At 41.4% G+C, this 17302-nt stretch carries 17 protein-coding genes; 9 read left to right on the forward strand and 8 right to left on the reverse strand.

Going from position 1 to position 17302, the window contains the following annotated elements; genetic code table 11:
• Positions 1 to 662: 662 nt before the first annotated feature.
• The 3 genes from J7W08_RS03345 to J7W08_RS03355 form a co-directional block, all read right to left on the reverse strand.
• On the reverse strand, positions 663 to 914 hold the full coding sequence (locus J7W08_RS03345) for a hypothetical protein (protein WP_233085234.1): 252 nt from the start codon (positions 912 to 914) through the stop codon (positions 663 to 665).
• Between the two features lie 2 nt (positions 915 to 916).
• The gene (locus tag J7W08_RS03350) at positions 917 to 2227 is read right to left on the reverse strand and encodes a hypothetical protein (protein WP_233085235.1); all 1311 of its coding nucleotides are present in this window, start codon (positions 2225 to 2227) and stop codon (positions 917 to 919) included.
• A gap of 458 nt (positions 2228 to 2685) precedes the next feature.
• The gene (locus J7W08_RS03355) at positions 2686 to 3918 is read right to left on the reverse strand and encodes a hypothetical protein (RefSeq protein WP_233085236.1); all 1233 of its coding nucleotides are present in this window, start codon (positions 3916 to 3918) and stop codon (positions 2686 to 2688) included.
• Between the two features lie 421 nt (positions 3919 to 4339).
• Between J7W08_RS03355 and J7W08_RS03360 the strand changes: the two genes are divergently transcribed.
• The 7 genes from J7W08_RS03360 (at position 4340) to J7W08_RS03390 (ending at position 11772) form a co-directional block, all read left to right on the forward strand.
• The gene (locus tag J7W08_RS03360; RefSeq protein ID WP_233085237.1) at positions 4340 to 5566 is read left to right on the forward strand and encodes an NAD(P)/FAD-dependent oxidoreductase; all 1227 of its coding nucleotides are present in this window, start codon (positions 4340 to 4342) and stop codon (positions 5564 to 5566) included.
• Positions 5567 to 5622: 56 nt separating this feature from the next.
• Positions 5623 to 6684: a 60S ribosomal export protein NMD3 gene (locus J7W08_RS03365; RefSeq protein WP_233085238.1), complete on the forward strand. Its 1062-nt coding sequence runs from the start codon at positions 5623 to 5625 to the stop codon at positions 6682 to 6684.
• A gap of 14 nt (positions 6685 to 6698) precedes the next feature.
• Positions 6699 to 7850 (forward strand): ATP-grasp domain-containing protein, encoded by a 1152-nt coding sequence (locus tag J7W08_RS03370; protein WP_233085239.1) that lies wholly within the window; start codon positions 6699 to 6701, stop codon positions 7848 to 7850.
• Positions 7851 to 7987: 137 nt separating this feature from the next.
• The gene (locus J7W08_RS03375) at positions 7988 to 8488 is read left to right on the forward strand and encodes a transcription factor (RefSeq protein ID WP_233085240.1); all 501 of its coding nucleotides are present in this window, start codon (positions 7988 to 7990) and stop codon (positions 8486 to 8488) included.
• Entirely contained in the window at positions 8485 to 8991 is a 507-nt protein-coding gene (locus J7W08_RS03380; RefSeq protein WP_233085241.1) for a TIGR00295 family protein, read from the forward strand. The genes J7W08_RS03375 and J7W08_RS03380 overlap by 4 nt, the downstream gene beginning before the upstream one ends.
• 134 nt (positions 8992 to 9125) lie before the next feature.
• A complete protein-coding gene (gene psmB, locus J7W08_RS03385) occupies positions 9126 to 9758 on the forward strand; it encodes an archaeal proteasome endopeptidase complex subunit beta (RefSeq protein ID WP_233085242.1) in 633 nt (210 codons plus the stop codon).
• Between the two features lie 103 nt (positions 9759 to 9861).
• A complete protein-coding gene (locus J7W08_RS03390; RefSeq protein ID WP_233085243.1) occupies positions 9862 to 11772 on the forward strand; it encodes a beta-CASP ribonuclease aCPSF1 in 1911 nt (636 codons plus the stop codon).
• Between the two features lie 32 nt (positions 11773 to 11804).
• Here the strand turns inward: J7W08_RS03390 and J7W08_RS03395 are convergent, their stop codons facing one another.
• Positions 11805 to 12455: an HAD family hydrolase gene (locus tag J7W08_RS03395; protein WP_233085244.1), complete on the reverse strand. Its 651-nt coding sequence runs from the start codon at positions 12453 to 12455 to the stop codon at positions 11805 to 11807.
• Between the two features lie 125 nt (positions 12456 to 12580).
• Here J7W08_RS03395 and J7W08_RS12195 point away from each other — a divergent pair, with 125 nt between their 5' ends.
• Positions 12581 to 12706: a hypothetical protein gene (locus J7W08_RS12195; protein ID WP_259370112.1), complete on the forward strand. Its 126-nt coding sequence runs from the start codon at positions 12581 to 12583 to the stop codon at positions 12704 to 12706.
• Positions 12703 to 12915: a ubiquitin family protein gene (locus tag J7W08_RS03400; protein ID WP_048194363.1), complete on the forward strand. Its 213-nt coding sequence runs from the start codon at positions 12703 to 12705 to the stop codon at positions 12913 to 12915. The genes J7W08_RS12195 and J7W08_RS03400 overlap by 4 nt, the downstream gene beginning before the upstream one ends.
• Positions 12916 to 13151: 236 nt before the next feature.
• Here J7W08_RS03400 and mreA read toward each other — a convergent pair whose 3' ends face one another.
• The 4 genes from mreA to J7W08_RS12295 form a co-directional block, all read right to left on the reverse strand.
• Positions 13152 to 13526 carry an MreA family transcriptional regulator gene (gene mreA, locus J7W08_RS03405; RefSeq protein ID WP_233085245.1) on the reverse strand — a complete coding sequence of 125 codons (375 nt, stop codon included), beginning with the start codon at positions 13524 to 13526 and terminating at the stop codon, positions 13152 to 13154.
• Positions 13527 to 13858: 332 nt separating this feature from the next.
• Positions 13859 to 14992 carry a DUF2117 family protein gene (locus J7W08_RS03410; protein ID WP_233085246.1) on the reverse strand — a complete coding sequence of 378 codons (1134 nt, stop codon included), beginning with the start codon at positions 14990 to 14992 and terminating at the stop codon, positions 13859 to 13861.
• Between the two features lie 349 nt (positions 14993 to 15341).
• Positions 15342 to 16928 carry a sodium:solute symporter family protein gene (locus tag J7W08_RS03415; protein ID WP_233085247.1) on the reverse strand — a complete coding sequence of 529 codons (1587 nt, stop codon included), beginning with the start codon at positions 16926 to 16928 and terminating at the stop codon, positions 15342 to 15344.
• Positions 16928 to 17041: a symporter small accessory protein gene (locus tag J7W08_RS12295; protein WP_375141059.1), complete on the reverse strand. Its 114-nt coding sequence runs from the start codon at positions 17039 to 17041 to the stop codon at positions 16928 to 16930. Before J7W08_RS12295 ends, J7W08_RS03415 begins: the two co-directional genes overlap by 1 nt.
• Positions 17042 to 17302: the final 261 nt, after the last annotated feature.

Below are 17302 nucleotides of genomic sequence, written 5' to 3' on the forward strand. Positions count from 1 at the left end.
AAAATCCAAAAAAATTAGCATATTTTTTATTCCTGAGTCTGGGAGAACCTGGATCACACGATTGTTGTTGGAGTTCTACTTTTATTCATTATATGGTAGGAAATATGATTGACATTTTTTTGATTTTTCATTAGCGAATTACTTATCTAAAGATAAATTGAATTTATGTTTGTAATTATACTAATATATAAAACAACAAAAACGTTATTTTATTTTAATATAATTACATTTAAAACATTGAGGCATATTTATGTCTCATATGTTTTCATAAGTAGAACGAATTATCCTATATAAGTTTGCTGAATGTGCAACTATTATTATCTTTAATGCTAATGTTACAATAAGTCTAATGCTTATTGGTGTCTTTTTTAAAAATATGATGTACTTTGCAATTACTTTGATTCATAATCTATAAATAAAATAAAACATTTAATTAAAGCTGCTTTTATTTGTATAACTAAATATATCTCGAATGATTACATTAAGATAATTCTGTATCTGTAAATTAAGTCTTTTACTGGACACTTCAGGTCAAAAAACAGTATCTTATCAAGCATTATACTACAAATATTCTTAAGTAAGAGAATCTTCGGCAAGTATCAATGCTGGTGAATGAATTGCAGTATAAGATAAAAAGAAAAAGAGCCTGAACTTTTGTTCGTTCAGACCTCTTCAATAGTCAGGTTCTCATCCTCATCAAGTTCCATGAGTGTAGCTTCCAGTTCGTCAAGATCACTTTCGAGATCCTCGATCTCCGAATCGGTTAGTCCGACCCCTTCTTCTGCAAGTATCTCATCTGCAGTTGGTGCTTCGGCATCAACCACCTCTTCTGCAGGCTGGTCGTCAACACAACCTGAGAAGGTGAGTCCTATCAGCAGGATCGCGATAATTCCAATGTGCTTAAAGCTGACCATGATTAGTCCTCCTGTGGCTTATTACTTTCATCATTTTGGCCGGATGTATCAGCTCCTTTCACACCTTCAGTTCCTAAATCAGCTGATATTTCTTCCTCAACGCCTTCGTCGTTAACCTCTTCAGCTTCTGAAACTTCTCCTGCAAACTCGGTCACAAATGCTTCAGCACCTTCACCAATCCGGTATGATCCCTCGCCTGAGAGTGAAGCACTTCCATCTCCTTCTGCAAAGACTGTTATGTCCTCACCGCGGATCATAATGGTAAGCCTGCTTCCCTTAATGATGGCATCGCCGGTGAAGTTGTGATATACAAAGGCATGGTACCCGTCTTCTGCTCTCTCTTCATTGACCAGTTCATATGTTCCGGTGACATCAATATATAAATCTCTGGCAAGGTCCTTGACAACAAGCATTGCATCTGTTGCGCTGATGGTAGCGTTCAGTTGTCCGGAAAGGACAATAGTTCCGTCTCCTTCTGCATTAAGAGGACCCTCGCCTGCCATGTTCACAAAACCTTTTCTGAATTGTTTCATCTCACGGAGTAGTTCCCTGAGCCTTTCGTTAGCTTCTCTGCTCTTCTTAATTGCCTCCTCAACATCACCTTTTTCCTGGAGTGATTCTGCTTCAGCTATCAGTTCATTATATTCAGTAAGCATTTCCTGAAGATCTTCGACATCCTCGCCGTTCTGTTCCATCTCTCTTATTTCATTCTGCAGGCGTTCAGATATACGATTGGTGTTGGCAATATGATTTTCAAGTTTCTCACCAACTTTTACTGAAGTGAAGTCTCGAATATCCTTTATTGCATCCATCCAGAGCTTCTTTATATCTCTCATTGCATCTGAAAGCTCCTTTCTTGTCTCGGCTTCCTCAACAACTACTCTGGCAAGTTCGAATTCACCGATGTAACTGTTAATGGTCTCGTTCACGTCTTCAGGATAGTCGCCTTCATCCCTTATGTTCTCGAGACGAAGTACCATGTAATCGATTGTACCATTGAGGTAAACTTTAGATGCGTCGATCATTTCTTCAGATGTAAGCTCACCTCTTACCTGCTGCCTCTTTACCATCTGGAACTCATATGTCAGGTTGTTGTATTCCTTCTTTGCCTCCTGAATATTTATCCTGTCCTGCGTCCTTAATCTGTCTTGTTCCTGTAGGCCGAACGTTTCATTGGAATTGTTCATCTGCATTTTTCCGGGTGCAGCCTCAAATCCATTTACAGTATCTGCAAGTGCTGTTATGGGAAGTAAGCTGACCATCATCAGCACAGTAGCAATAATTGCAAAACCTTTAATCGTTCCTAACTTCATTCCGGTTTCCTCCACTATTATGAAATTGACTTACAAAACAATATTTGGGGTTATTGGATATATACTTACTTTGAAATTAATTTATTTAGATTACATGTTCTTAAAATTTACAGGTATTTTCAAACATAATTTTTCTAATAAAACTTGATGACGGTTTATTTGCTAAAACTAAGCTCAAATAAAGTTTTTATTATAATTTAATAATCTACAGTCAGTTTACCTCTCGATTTCTATATTTTAGGTTTAATAAATTCCTCTTTATCATTTTTTTGTAAAACCCATCTTTTAAGGTTCAGTTCCCGAAGAACTGGAGTGGGAAGATGTTGGAATATTGAGAAATTTTCTGTTGTTTAGTGATAGAAATGCTATTTTCAATTAAAAAAGAAAAAGTATGATGGGTGAATTAAAAGTAAGATGTGGGGGTCAAGGGCGCCCACATCTGAGATGCTTTTTTAAATTTATTTATTTTTACCTCCCTTCTTCTTTGATTGTGAATTTCCCATCACAATAGCATTGCTTTCCCCATAAAATTCCGTGCCTGCGGGATATACGCCTTCTTCAAATACACCCCTGATGTAGAGTGGGACAGAACCAGTCATATCATCACCACTACAGGAAGATTCAAGAAAGGCACCAAAGGTCACGGGTTCGCCGTGAACATCATACCCAAGTTGGGAACTAAACACATCACTTCTGACATACTGCAATACGAGATTGCCTGTTTCGGGGCTGATCTCATATTCATCATGTTCATTCTTAAGATCGATAGCATTTTCTATTTTTATTGCACCTACTTTGTGTTGACCGGTTTCGTTATAAATTCCATCATCTTCAGTCAAAATAACCCCCAGCTCTATGTTCACAAGAAACTTGTCGTTCATATCCTGAACATCATATCGAGCATAATCGACTTCAAGAGTGTCTGCATCAGTACCGTTTGCGTTGTTTTTAACCTCCATACCAAACATAGGACATTTTGACTCCAGCATGATTGTAAGAGGCGAGACTAAAGCACTTACCACTACAGGTTCAGTTACAAGTTCGCATGCGGGTTCATTTGCATTTATAATCACAACTTCACTTGTAGGAACATCATTTGTCTCAGAGGTAGCTGCATGTTTTCCTTTATCTCCTCCTCCAGCCTTTTCAGGCATTTCTCCCTGAAGTTTTACATCGACAACCGAATCGGTTGCTTTGAATTTCACATCTCCGCTCTGATTTCCTTCAGTTTCCGGATATGTGATTATACCTGTTACCTCAATTTTCAATGGGCTATCGAGGTCATCGGTAGGAGAGTTAGAATCTAATGTCACATTATATCTAGCGACCATAATTGCCAAAACGAAATCCCCGGTCGTTTCACTTCGTTTAATTTCGAAGCGGTCGAATTCCGTCTTACCGCTGAATATTATTCCACCAGTGCTGTTGGTAATTTCGGCATAGAACTCTGTTTCATTTAATCCCAATTCATCAGCCCAATCGGTATCATTTAGATACTCAAACGATGGATAGTTCTCTAAGCCGGGATCATATACATCCAATTCCAGCCAGGGACTGTTTGCACTTAACACAAACATATCCGGCATTACCTCCATTTCAACCTCAACTTCTCCCTCTTCCGCTGAAGCCACAGACAAGCTCATTAAGACAAGAGCCAGTCCAATACATATTACTATACTTTTGTCTCTCATACGCACCACCCTTTAAATTTATGGAATCTGTTTATATTTAAAGCCGTGTAGGTAATTCCCCAATCCTACAACAAAATATTTTCAATTCCATGCCACCATTTACAATTAGATACCACCACCCTGCACAATACTCAATTATGCTATCACTCACTATGTAAAATATTCACTTTTTACGCATAAATAATTTTCTTATTTTCTAAAAGTTAACATCGTTAACTCTTATTTACTAAATAAGTTATTGCTATTCTAATAAGGACTTTAATAAGCAAACATCGATTAACGTAAAGCTTCACTTCGATTTTATTATAAACTGGTATATAAGTTAGCCACAGGTGCCATATAATCTTAAATAAAATAAATCAATTGTAACTACCTTCCCCGATCATTAGAAATAAATAATCGGGACCTTTGGAGCAATATTATGAAAGATCGGTATGATGTGATCGTTGTAGGTGCAGGACCGGCTGGTTCGATAGCAGCAACCACTGCTGCAAGGAAAGGACTTTCTGTTCTTCTTGTTGAGAAGCGACAGGAGATAGGTGCACCTATAAGATGTGCTGAGGGTGTAAGCAAAATACGACTTCAACAGCATATTGAACCTGATGAAAAATGGATCTGCTCTGAAGTTAAAGGAGCACATATCATATCGCCTAATGGTATTACCATTACGATGTCTGAAGAGAATGCCGGGTCTGAGGTCGGTTATGTTCTTGACAGGAAAGTATTTGATCGTTCACTTACAGAACAAAGTGCAGAAGCTGGTGCTGATGTTCTTGTAAAGGCAAGGGTAACCGGACTTATTATTGAGAATGGGGCTGTATGTGGCGTTCACCTGATGTATCACGGTGATATGCATATGATACGCTCCAGTATTGTCATTGGTGCAGATGGAGTTGAATCCAAGGTCGGCAGGTGGGCAGGTATCGATACATCCCTTAAGCCCTCACAGGTTGAAACATGTGCACAGTTTCTTGTAAGTGGTTCTGGTATTAATCAGAATTTCTGTTATTTCTATATCGGAAATGAAGTTGCACCTTCAGGATATATCTGGTTGTTCCCTAAAGGCGGTGACGTTGCAAATGTGGGTATCGGTATACTTGGGAACAAGGCCGGTATCAAGAGGCCGATAGACCTATTGACCGAATTTGTTGAGAATAATATCTCTGAAGGCAGGATCATTGAACGAGTTGCTGGTGCAGTTCCTGCAAGTGGTCCTATTGAGAGGACAATCGCCAGTGGATTGATGCTTGTAGGTGATGCTGCAAGGCAGTCCGACCCCTTTACAGGCGGCGGGATAAGCAATGCCATGGATGCTGGAATGATGGCGGGCGAGGTTGCAGCAAAGGCTATCGCATCCGGTGATGTTTCTGAGAATATGCTTCAGGAATACGAATCACTCTGGCGTGAGACTATCGGAAAGGATATTGGCAACAGCCTGATCGTGAAGGAAACATTCTTTAACCTGGCAGATGATGATCTCAACAGTCTTGCTGAATCAGTCAAGGATGTGGATTTCGATAAGATGGATTTCATTGTACTTGTGTCTGCATTGTTCAAGAGTAACAAGAAACTTCTCTGGAATCTCAGGCCATTGTTCACCCAGAAACTAAAACAGAAATTCTCTGCTAAGAGCATATTCAGGAAATGAAGTTTGTTGTATTGTACAAAAGACTAATATCCAACTACTGACCATTCACAACTCTAATGAGCTTTACATTATGCCCAAAGTGTGGGGCAGAGACCAAAAGACTCTACAAAAACGTTTGTAGGAAATGCTTTTTAGAACAATTTACTTTAGCTGTGCTTCCGCTTGTCCTTCACACACGGATATGCTCCAAGTGCAATGCACGATTTGACCGCAATAAATGGCGGGATGAAGGAGATCTTGAGGATATCGCCATAAGGACTGTTGAGGACGAGCTTTTTATCCACGATGAAGCGGACGATGTTGAGGTCAGCATTGATCCTCGGGAGATGACTCCCCATCTCTACAAAGTAAGAGTGGGGATCGATGCCATGGTCGAGGGAGAACCACTGCATCAGGAGCTCAAGGCAGAGGTTCGCATCATACGTGAAGCCTGTGACAGGTGCAGCCGGATGGCAGGTGGCTATTTCGAGGCTATTCTGCAGATAAGGGCAGCAAACAGAATCGTAACTCCTGAAGAGATCGATTCCTGTAAGCTCATCTCTGCCGAGATGGTAGAGAAATTATGGAAAAAAGGAGACCGTTTTGCGTTCATTACGGATTGCATTGATTCAAAGGATGGAGCTGATCTATATCTTGGTTCGGCAAATGCAGGCCGTCAGATATGCAAGTCCATTGTATCAGAAATCGGGGGGACCTTTTCAGAGTCTCCTACGCTTTACAGTCATAAAGATGGGAAAGACCTTTACAGAATTACTTTTTCCATGAGATTGCCTGAGTTCATGCCAGGTGATATCATTCTCTTTAAAGGAGATGTTATCGAGATCAGGAACTCCGGAAAGAACTCCAAAGGTATCTACCTTGCAACTGGTGCCAAGTTCCTCGAAGAAACTGAAAAGCTCAATGGTGCTATACGCATAGCCAACAGGGATGATGCAGTTGGTGCTGTTCTTGTAGCTGTGGAGGGCGATGATATAATGGTCCTTGATCCTTCTACTTATCAGACTATAACATTAAAGAAACCTATGTTCTTCTCATCCGAGTCCGGAAGTGAGATACCGGTGATAAGTACCGAGCAGGGACTTTTTGCTCTGCCGGAGGACAGTGCACACAGGCTATAAGGAGGTTATCTTTTTTGGAGAACGTTCTTGTTTTAGGGTACAGTAGCAGGAACATAGCCTGCTCAGCTACAAAAGCCGGCTATAATGTCTATGCCATCGATGCCTTTTGTGACATGGACCTGAAAGAAAATACGGTTGCCTGTCAATCCCTTCTTACAAATGAAGACATTGATATCAAGGACATAGATAAAAAAACCATTCTTGAACTGATCGATAATTTTGATGTATGTCCCGATGCCATCGTACTCGGTTCCGGGTTTGAAGAACTGGATCTTAGAGATCAGTCCTGCAGGATACTGAACAATGATCCTGTTACCATGAAACAGGTTTCTGACAAATCATTTCTTGCAGAAGAGCTTGAGTCTCTGGGAATTTCCCATCCTCGCTCAGGTAATGTGGAAGAAGCTGATGAGATCGGATATCCCCTCATGGTGAAACCTAAATGTGCAGGAGGGGGTCGTTTGAATAGGATCGCACATAATGAAGATGATCTTAATGCTATTCTGGAAGAGATCCCTGAACTGGATCCGACCTTGACATCCGGTGATATCATGGTACAGGAGTTCCTTTCAGGTTTTCCCGCAAGTGTTTCTCTCATAGCGGATGGGTCCCGTGCAGTTCCTATAGCGGCCAACGAGCAGCTTATCGGTGTTCCGTGGCTTTCCGGTTTGCCTTTTGCGTACTGTGGTAATATAACGCCTTACAGGACACCTTACACTCAACAGATGTATGGGATATCTGAAAGGATCGCATTAGAATTTGGACTAATCGGCTCCAATGGTGTGGATTTTCTCCTTACTGATACAGGGCCTGTGGTAATAGAGGTAAATGCCCGATTGCAGGGAAGTCTGGATACTGTGGAAATGGCAACCGGCGTTAATCTCTTTGATCTTCATGTACGGTCTTTTGATGGCATTCTTCCGGAAGAAACTCCTGATATATGTCAATATGCTATTCGGGCTGTATTGTATGCTGATAAGAATGTAACTGTGGATGGCTCATTTTATGAGAAGATAAGGACGGAACCCATTGCTGATATTCCTGCACAGGGCTATCAGGCTCTTCCTGATGATCCCATTGCATCAATACTTGCTACAGGTGCTACCCGCGAAGATGTTATGGAAAAGGCATTGGACACAACATACAGAATAAGAAACATGGCTTAAGACTGGAAGGACGAAACTCATATCAATTATTTATGGATTAGTTATAAATAACAAAATACCCAAGAGTCCTATCCTTAGTTTAATAATTATTCATACTATCTACTTATAAATACGATCTTACTTGAAAGGTGATACTATTGACAGATTTAAATGATCCAGTTGTCCGAGGATATCTGATACAATTAATGGGTGAAGAAGGGCTTGAGATGATCGAGAAGATGCCTGAGGGCGAGGTCACTGACGAGCAGATCGCCGAAGCAACCGGTGTTATGCTCAACATTGTCAGGAGAACACTTTTCATCATGAACGAGAACAAGCTTGCGATCTGCAGAAGGGAGCGTGATTCCAGCAGTGGATGGCTTACTTACCTGTGGCAGCTCGATCTTAGTGACATTGAGTCCCATCTTGCAAAAGAAAAAAAGAGACTTTTCAAGAACCTTCAGTTACGTCTTGAATCTGAAGAAGATAATGTATTCTACACATGTCCTGAAGGATGTGTAAGGTTCCAGTTCAATGATGCAAGTGAATGTGAGTTCCTTTGCCCTGCATGTGGTGAGGATCTTATGTTCGAAGATAATTCACCTATGGTCGAAAAGCTCACAAAACGTCTTGAAGAGCTAAAAACCAGCAATCCATGATCTCACCTTCTGATGCCCTGAAAATTCTTGTGGAAGCAGGCTGTGCAGCGAACGTTATCCGCCATTGCCAGGTGGTTTCAAAGAAGGCGGTGGAAATTGCTGCTGCATACAGGGGATCAGGTAAGGATGTAGATCTCGGGATCGTGGAACTGGGTGCCCTTCTTCATGATATTGGAAGATGTCGTACTCATGGAATAAGGCACGCTCTGGAAGGGGCATTGATCGCAGAAGATCTTGATCTTGATCCTCGGCTGGTACGTATTATAAGGAACCATATCGGTGCAGGTATAACCTGTCAGGAAGCTTCACTTCTGGGTCTTCCTGAAGACAATTACCTTCCTGTGAGCATCGAAGAGAAGATCGTGTCTCATGCTGATAATCTTGTAATGGGGGAAGAAACTGTGACCATTTCAAGATGTATCCAGCGTATGAAGGACAGAGGGATGAGTGAAGATGCTATTGCCAGGGTTCAGGATCTTGCAGATGAGGTCGGAATTTATTGATCTCTATATTGTTATTTGAAAAATGACTATGGATAAATTTATATATTAAAATCACTAAAGAGATGTTGTATTGCGGGAAGCAAAACACATTTTTACCTATTGATTTTCTCGTTTTTTACTATGAGGTATAATTAATGGATAATGATAAGCATTTAAAAGGCACAACTACTGTAGGTATAGTGTGCTCTGATGGAGTAGTCCTTGCTACTGAACAGAGAGCAACAATGGGGAATTTTATCGCCAGCAAGACTGCAAAGAAGATCTATCAGATCGATGACCTTGTGGGAATGACCACTGCAGGTTCTGTAGGCGATGCACAGCAGATCGTACGTGTCATTAGTGTAGAATCCAAGCTTTTCAAGATGCGCAGGCAGGAGTCAGTCACCATCAAAGGTATTGCGACACTTCTCTCTAATCTTTTGAGCGGACAGAGATATTATCCACTTATGGTTCAGTTGCTTATTGGCGGATTTGACAAGAACGGACCTGCAGTTTATTCATTGGATGCACTTGGAGGCAAGATCGAAGAGACAAAGGCAGTGTCAACAGGTTCAGGATCTCCGATGGCATATGGTGTTCTCGAGGACCGCTATAAAGAGGATATGACCGTAGATGAAGGAGTTGACCTTGCAATACGTGCTCTTCACAATGCAATGAAGAGGGATTCCGCTTCCGGAGAAGGTATTGACGTCGTTGTGATCACAAAGGACAAGTATGAAAGACTTGATCAGGAAGAGGTTAAGGAAAAACGTAAAGCTTTATATTGATTTTATGCAGATCAGATCCGTTCTTATGGGTTTGATCTAATTTTAATATATTTTTTTTAAATTTTAACATTTTTTGACTTTTTTGAAATAGGAAGGCTATTTAATGGCAATAGAAGATGTACTATCTGACCTAAAAAAGAAAATAGAAGAAAAGGTCCCTGATGGAACTACCATCACCAGTGTTGAGTTTGAGGGACCTCAACTTGTTGTTTATACTGAGGATCCTAAAAATTTTGCAGACAATGGTCATATCGTAAGGAACCTTGCAAAAGCTCTTCGAACAAGGATAGTCGTTCGTCCGGACCCTAAGGTCTTAGTTCCTCCAGAGGATGCTATCGAAAAGATAAAAGATACCGTTCCAAAGGATTCCATTCTAACTAATTTTCACTTTGATCCTGATGTGGGAGAAGTGGTCATAGAAGCGGAGAAACCCGGACTTGTGATAGGTAAGCACGGAGAGACACTCCGTGAGATCACAAAGAAGATCGGCTGGACACCAAAGGTTGTCCGCACGCCGCCGATCAAATCCCGAACTGTTAATAACATCAGGGAATTTATGAGAACCAACCACAAGGACCGTAAAGAGATCCTTAAGACAGTTGGTCGCAATATTCACAGGGAATGTACCTCAAAGGATAAGTGGGTAAGGGTTACATCACTGGGCGGTTGTAAAGAAGTAGGAAGAAGTTGTTTCCTTTTATCAACTCCTGAGTCAAAGGTCCTGATCGATTGTGGTGTGAACGTTGGTTCAGACGACAATATGACTCCATACCTCTATTTACCTGAAGTACAGCCACTTAACCAGATCGATGCGGTTGTAATTACACATGCTCACCTTGACCACCAGGGACTTGTTCCTCTACTTTACAAATATGGATATGAAGGTCCTATTTACTGCACATCACCTACAAGGGATATGATGGTGCTCTTACAGCTGGATTATATCGATGTAGCTGCAAAAGATGGTAAAAGGATACCTTACGAGTCTTCAAATGTGCGTGACGGACTTAAACACACCATTGCACTTGATTTCGAAGAGGTCACCGATATTGCACCTGATATCAAGCTCACATTCCACAATGCCGGCCATATCATTGGTTCAGCAATATCACATTTCCATATTGGTGATGGTCTTCACAATGTTGTTATCACCGGTGACTACAAGTACGGTCCGACAAGGCTCTTTGACCCGGCTGTCAACAAATTCCCGCGTGTTGAGACCGTTATAACAGAATCGACCTATGGTGCATCCTCGGCAACACAACCATCCCTTAAAGAAGCTGAGAAGAATCTTCAGCAGATCGTCAAAAAGACAATTGCCAATAATGGTATTGTACTGATACCTGCGTTTGCTGTTGGAAGAAGCCAGGAAGTCATGATAGTTCTTGAAGATGCTATCAGGAAAGGCATAATTGACGATATTCCTGTCTACCTTGATGGTATGATATGGGAGGCTACAGCAATCCATGCGACCTATCCGGAATACCTGAACAATAACCTCAGGAAGCTCATTTTCCAGAAAGGACAGAATCCGTTCCTTGCAGAATGCTTCAAGCCGGTAGATTCCCATGACCTTCGAAAGAAGATCATCAATGATCCACACCCATGCGTTATCCTCTCAACCTCCGGTATGATGAATGCAGGTCCTGTTATGGAATATTTCAAGGCATTTGCACCTGATCCTAACAACACTCTTGTGTTCGTCGGTTACCAGGCAGATGGTACCCTTGGAAGACGTATCCAGAAAGGCTGGAAGGAGATCCCGCTCTCATCCAAGAACGGAGCTGAAGTTGTCCAGATGAATATGGATGTGGAGGTGGTCGATGGTTTCTCAGGTCACTCTGACAGAAAACAGCTGATGGACTTCTTCAAGAAGATGAAGCCACAGCCAGAGCGTGTTTTCACTGAGCACGGTGATGAACGTTCATGCATTGATCTTGCAAGTTCATTGCACAAGAAATATCGCCTTGAAACAAGAGCACTTACAAACCTTGAGACTGTAAGGCTTGTTTGAAGCATCTATTAGAAAAAAGGATATTGAAAGAATTACCTGGGCGATTCTATATCGCTCAGGAATTCAATTAATTGTTTGTGATCCTGAATTATCCGGTCTGCTCTCTTAAGTTTTTCAGCATCCACATAGGTTGGAACTGCCACACAGTAAATTCCTGCATTCTTTGCAGAATCTATGCCAAGAGGTGCGTTCTCGATCACAAGGCAGTTCTCTTTTTCTACTTTTAATATTTCCATGGCCTTAAGATAAGGTTCAGGATCTGGTTTTCCATTGGTAACATCAGCACCTGATATCGTCACTTCGAAGATGTCCGGATAGAATTCATTTATCATACTATCCACGATCGGACGATCTGAACCGGAAACCACGGCAAGATGGAAATCGGTTTTAAGTTTCTTCAGTAGATCGTACATGCCGTCAAAAGGAGCTATATTCTTCTTTTTTAAGAACAGTTCACGCTTTCGAACCCGAAGCTTTTCGATAATTTCAGGATCTGGTTCACGACCGGCCTTTTTGAATATGAGCTTTATGACGCCTGCGTGGTTGGAACCTTCAATATCATAGATATCTTGCCGGAAGATGTCAATACCAACTTCAGAGAATGTGTGTACCCAGGCATCAGCATGACATGGCATAGAATCCATAAGGACCCCATCAGCGTCAAATATCAGTGAATTTAACATGCATTTAAAATCTGGTTGATATGACATAAAGATTACCTGTTCGGTCTTCCTTTTAATAGTTTATATAATGGTTTTCGAAAGGATTAATAACTATACGAACCCATTTTATTAGTGAGGTGAAATGTATGTCAAAGTACCATAAACGCGAGTCAGAACGTAAGGGTGAAAAGAAGATCGAAATTCTGGAAGACAAATTAATACACGAAAACCTCGAAGATCTCAAAGGAGAAGGCGGTGAAATACTAGATTGAGTCCGCAAGTAGAAGTGAAGATATTTCCTGAAAGTCCGGAAGGACAGATCATAGATGTTCCTGATGGAGCAACCTATGAAGACCTGTTAAAAATTCTGGATATAAATCAGGAGCTAGTAATATTATTAAACAACGGTCAGGCTGTTCCCATTGATGGGACAGTCGATGCCGGAACAATAACTATTCTCAGGGCGATATCAGGCGGCTGATACTACTCTGTAATATAATACATCGCAGCAATATAATTCATTAACAGTTCGTTTGAATATTGCTGCAATGTAATGTATATGGTTCCAAGACTTACAATATATTTTTATAAAACAGAGTAATGTGATTGTTGATCATATAAATCAAAAAAAGCAAAGCTGTTTTGAAACTTCTTTTCTTACAACCAAAGAACACAGCTAACAAAAAAAATCCGGAGGGATCTAAATCCGGGTGCTCTTTATTTGGCAAGAGTTTTCAGTTTGTTGATTATGCGCATTCTTGCTTCGTTTTCCTCACGGATCTTTTCTTCATAATGTTTAATGATCTTTGCAAAAGGAGTTGTTAAAGAATAGATCTTTGTAGGTCTTCCTTTGCCGGTCACCTTCTCATTATGAACTGATATCCAGGAGTTCTCTCTCATTTCTCTCATTGCAACACTGACTTCGGGTTGACGAAGACCTGTGCTCATTTCTATCTCCTGCGAAGAGGCTTCTTTCACATTTGATAGATATGCAATGGTCGTAGCAAGATTCCTTGTCATTCCAAGACTCTTTAGAGACTCCACGATCTCCTCGTTGGATTCACTCAATTGCTTTCCACCAAAGCTTATCATGTCCATCACCGTACCGCTATTGTAGAATAAATACTGTAGAGTATTTTCTACCCCCAATTAAAGATGTGTCATTATTATATTTAAACTGTGTGTGACGAATTAGGCAATTATGCAGGGAATATATAAATACATATTATAATATTTAATCTACTTATTTTACATGTATATTTTTAAAGAACAGCCTTCAAGATCATCCCGGATCTTATACAGGGTGACTACTATTGGGGAATTGTTATGGGGGAGTTTTGTATGGAAAGTCTTGTATGCAAACTCTGGTATAGAGATTTCCCATAAGTCCCTGGTATGGAAATCCATCAACTAACATAGATGATTCAATAATTGGTCAACAGCACCAGTTTTTCCCCGACGATTTCCAGAACGTTTTCTCGCATATTTTCAAAGCTATCAAATCTTGCACGATCATTGCCATCGAAAAGTTTCTTGCGTATAAGTTTCCCGATAATATCATCCCATCCCGGCTCAAGTTGCAGGACAAGAGATCCCGGATAAAAGTGTGCAGTGTGTGAAAAACCATCGGGATCTCCATCAGTGATCCCAATTACAGGAATATGCAACCTGTAGAGAATATCACCTGCTATTGCAGTCGTATCATCACCTACAGTGATGGCACATTTACATCCTTCGGCAAGTTCTATGGATCGCTCTGCTAGATGATCGATCAAAGTAGCCATGAGGGAAGAGTTGCTTTCATGGATCAATGTATGGCATTTTTTTGGTCCGATCCCAACTTCAGGCAAACTGCGTCTTATAGCGCCGGTCTTAACCCAGGCTTTCCTGATATCAAGTGGTTCCAAGGATTCGTACATGTGTAGTTTCTCAAGTCCATGCTCTTTGATTATGCCGCCCTCTAATCCTGTTACAAAACCGTTTTCCACTACAATGGATACATCCTCGGAAATAGCTTTACCAATGACGAATCCTTCTATCATGATAAGCTCGCCGGTATGAACTCCTCGTATTTTTCTCATGGTCTTTGTGCCTACAGTCGAGATATCAACATCCCCGTGATCCTGACCTTCAGATACTGGCATTGCAAGCAGATCTCCCATTTTTGTTGCGAGACTGTAACCTTCATCATTCCAGTAGATCACGCTGCTATCTTCACATCCCGGGCTTTCTATCTGGATGATGGGGTTGAGGTTCCTGTCAGAAAGCCTGGACATTACAATACTGCCAAATTCAACCCCATTCTCTGGCGTTTTCCCATGATTGAGCAGGAAAACAGCGTCACAGTTGCCAAGAAGGGAATCAATAGCATTACTGGGTTTGAGGCTTTCCTTAATATCTATAAGGTCTTCCATGTGTGCATCCATGACTGCGATCTTTCCCATTGTGCCACCAAGCTTCGCAGTGACTTTCCCCATGCCTGAGAGAATCTCCAGTATATGTTTTGCATGACCGGAATCGATAACTTCAGGTCCGTGGATAACAACACCTATTTTCATGGTTAATACTTTGTGATGGACCTTATTTTTGGTTTTCGATGTGATCTCCAAACAATAAAATCAATACATTTATATTCGATGTAAACGAACTTAAATTAGGCAAAAGTCGAAATAATTATTATGAAGTATAAATCCATCCCCTCTAAACTTCCGTCATAGACTTTTGCCTTTCATCTTATTCTGATCACTTTCTTTTAGAATAGCTTATGTCATGTATCTTTAAATTTTTTTATACTACAAAGTAAAAGCTTTCAGCTCATTTCTTTATCAAAAAAGAAAAATGCGAAAGATGTCAACATGAAGTTTATCAGTTAATTTTCTTCTCTGTTGATCATCTTATCTGCTGATCTTATTTTTTATAGCAGGTCGCAAGATGTTCTTCCGATGGTGGTTCTGTCATCAGGCTGACCGCAATGGCCACAATGGCTGAAATAGGAGTGGCCACCAGTATCGGGTCAACAACTGTCCAGGTCCCGGTCAGGATCGTATCCATACCGAAAAGTGCCTGTGAAATGCCCAGTGGTACTGCCTCTTTTGCGTGGACAAATGTCAGCCAGAAAAGGCTGCTGAATGTACCGACCAGAAGACTTGCAATTGCACCCTGACGGGTCATTCTCTTCCAGAAAAGAGCACCTGCATACATGGGCAGGAAAGCTGCTGCACAAATTCCGAAGAATATTGCTGTTGCTCTTGCAATTATGCTAATAGGCAGGATGTATGCAAGTATCACACTCGCAATAATGGTAATGAAAATTCCCACTCTTGTCATAGTTACTGTCTGCCCGGATTTTCCTTTCATAAGGAACTCGCGATAGAAGTCGTGACCAATCGCACTTCCCATTGTGTGGTACTGTGAACTCATGGTCGACATTGCTGCTGCAAGAAGGGTCACCATGAATATAATTACAAACAGGTCAGGCATGGCACTGTTGATATATTCAGGAATGATAAGATCCTGATTACCACCGGCTGCGGCGATGGCTATCAGGCCATCCGTCTGGAAGAAATATACGTTGGAAAGTGAACCTACGATAAAGGCGACACCTGTCATCATAAGGATAAAAGGTCCTCCCACAAAGACTGCCCTGTTGAGCGACTTCTTGCTGTTCACGGTCATGAAACGTACTGCAAGCTGTGGCTGTGCAAGAACGCCGATACCCACGCCAAGCACCAGTGTTGAAATAAGTGTCCACCAGATAGGTGAGCCAAACGCTGGCATTGAGGTCCATCCCATATGTCCTCCTGCAGCCAGGCTATCGGGTACAAGACCTGCCATGTTGGTAAGTGCCATATGGGCCTCGGTAACGCCTCCGAGCTTAATATATGTAAGAACCAGAAGGACGGTCATACCAATGAACATCAGGGCTCCCTGCAAGGCATCGGTGTACATGACGGCAAGTAATCCTCCTGTAATAACATAAGCTGCAACAATGATCGCAAGGATCAGGACTGCAACATCATAATTGATCCCCAGAGTGGTTTCAACAAATCTTGCTCCACCGATCAGGACAATTCCTGCGTAAAGAGGCATGAACAACCCGATAATTGCTCCGGAAAAACCTTGTATGAAACGGGATTGGTACCTCTTTCCCAGAAGTTCGGGGAAAGTGACTGCCTTAAGATTAGCTCCCATACTCCTGGTTCTGGATCCGAATAAAACGAAAGCAACAAAGATCCCTACAATTATAGTCATGGCAGCAAGCCACAAGAGTCCCATTCCCAGGACCGCGGCAGCACCGCCAAACCCTACAATTGCCGATGTGCTGATGAATGCAGCACCGTAGGAAAGGGCAAGAATGACTGGATGCACGTTCCTTCCTGCCAGCATGTAGTCATCCACTTCCTTGGTACGCTTGTATGCAAGCCAGCCGCACCAGAAAACAACCATCAGGTAAATAAGTACAACAATTCCGAGAAGGGGGATACTCACTGCCATTAGAGCTCCTCCTCTTCATTCCATTTTAAAAGACCATAGACCATACAACCAAGAGCGCTTACAACGCAAAGGACGTAAGCGATCCAGATCTGAGGGTCATCTATTCCTAACATAATTGTCACCACGTTTTTTATCAATATAAATCATGACAAATGTTAGCAATGCTATACATTAATGTTTCGTCTGAAAAAAAGTATATATTTAGAATAAATTTGGCAGTTGTTCACAAGGTCTTAATATATATGCTGCCAGATATATAAAAAAGCCATGCGGTAGTTAATGCGCTGAACTGAATAGCAGCTCAGGCATTATACTGCCGGTATTCTGATGGATCAGGACAGCAACGATACTGTCCTTTTGTATGATCCGTTCAC

The organism is Methanococcoides orientis, from assembly GCF_021184045.1.
Classification (GTDB): domain Archaea; phylum Halobacteriota; class Methanosarcinia; order Methanosarcinales; family Methanosarcinaceae; genus Methanococcoides; species Methanococcoides orientis.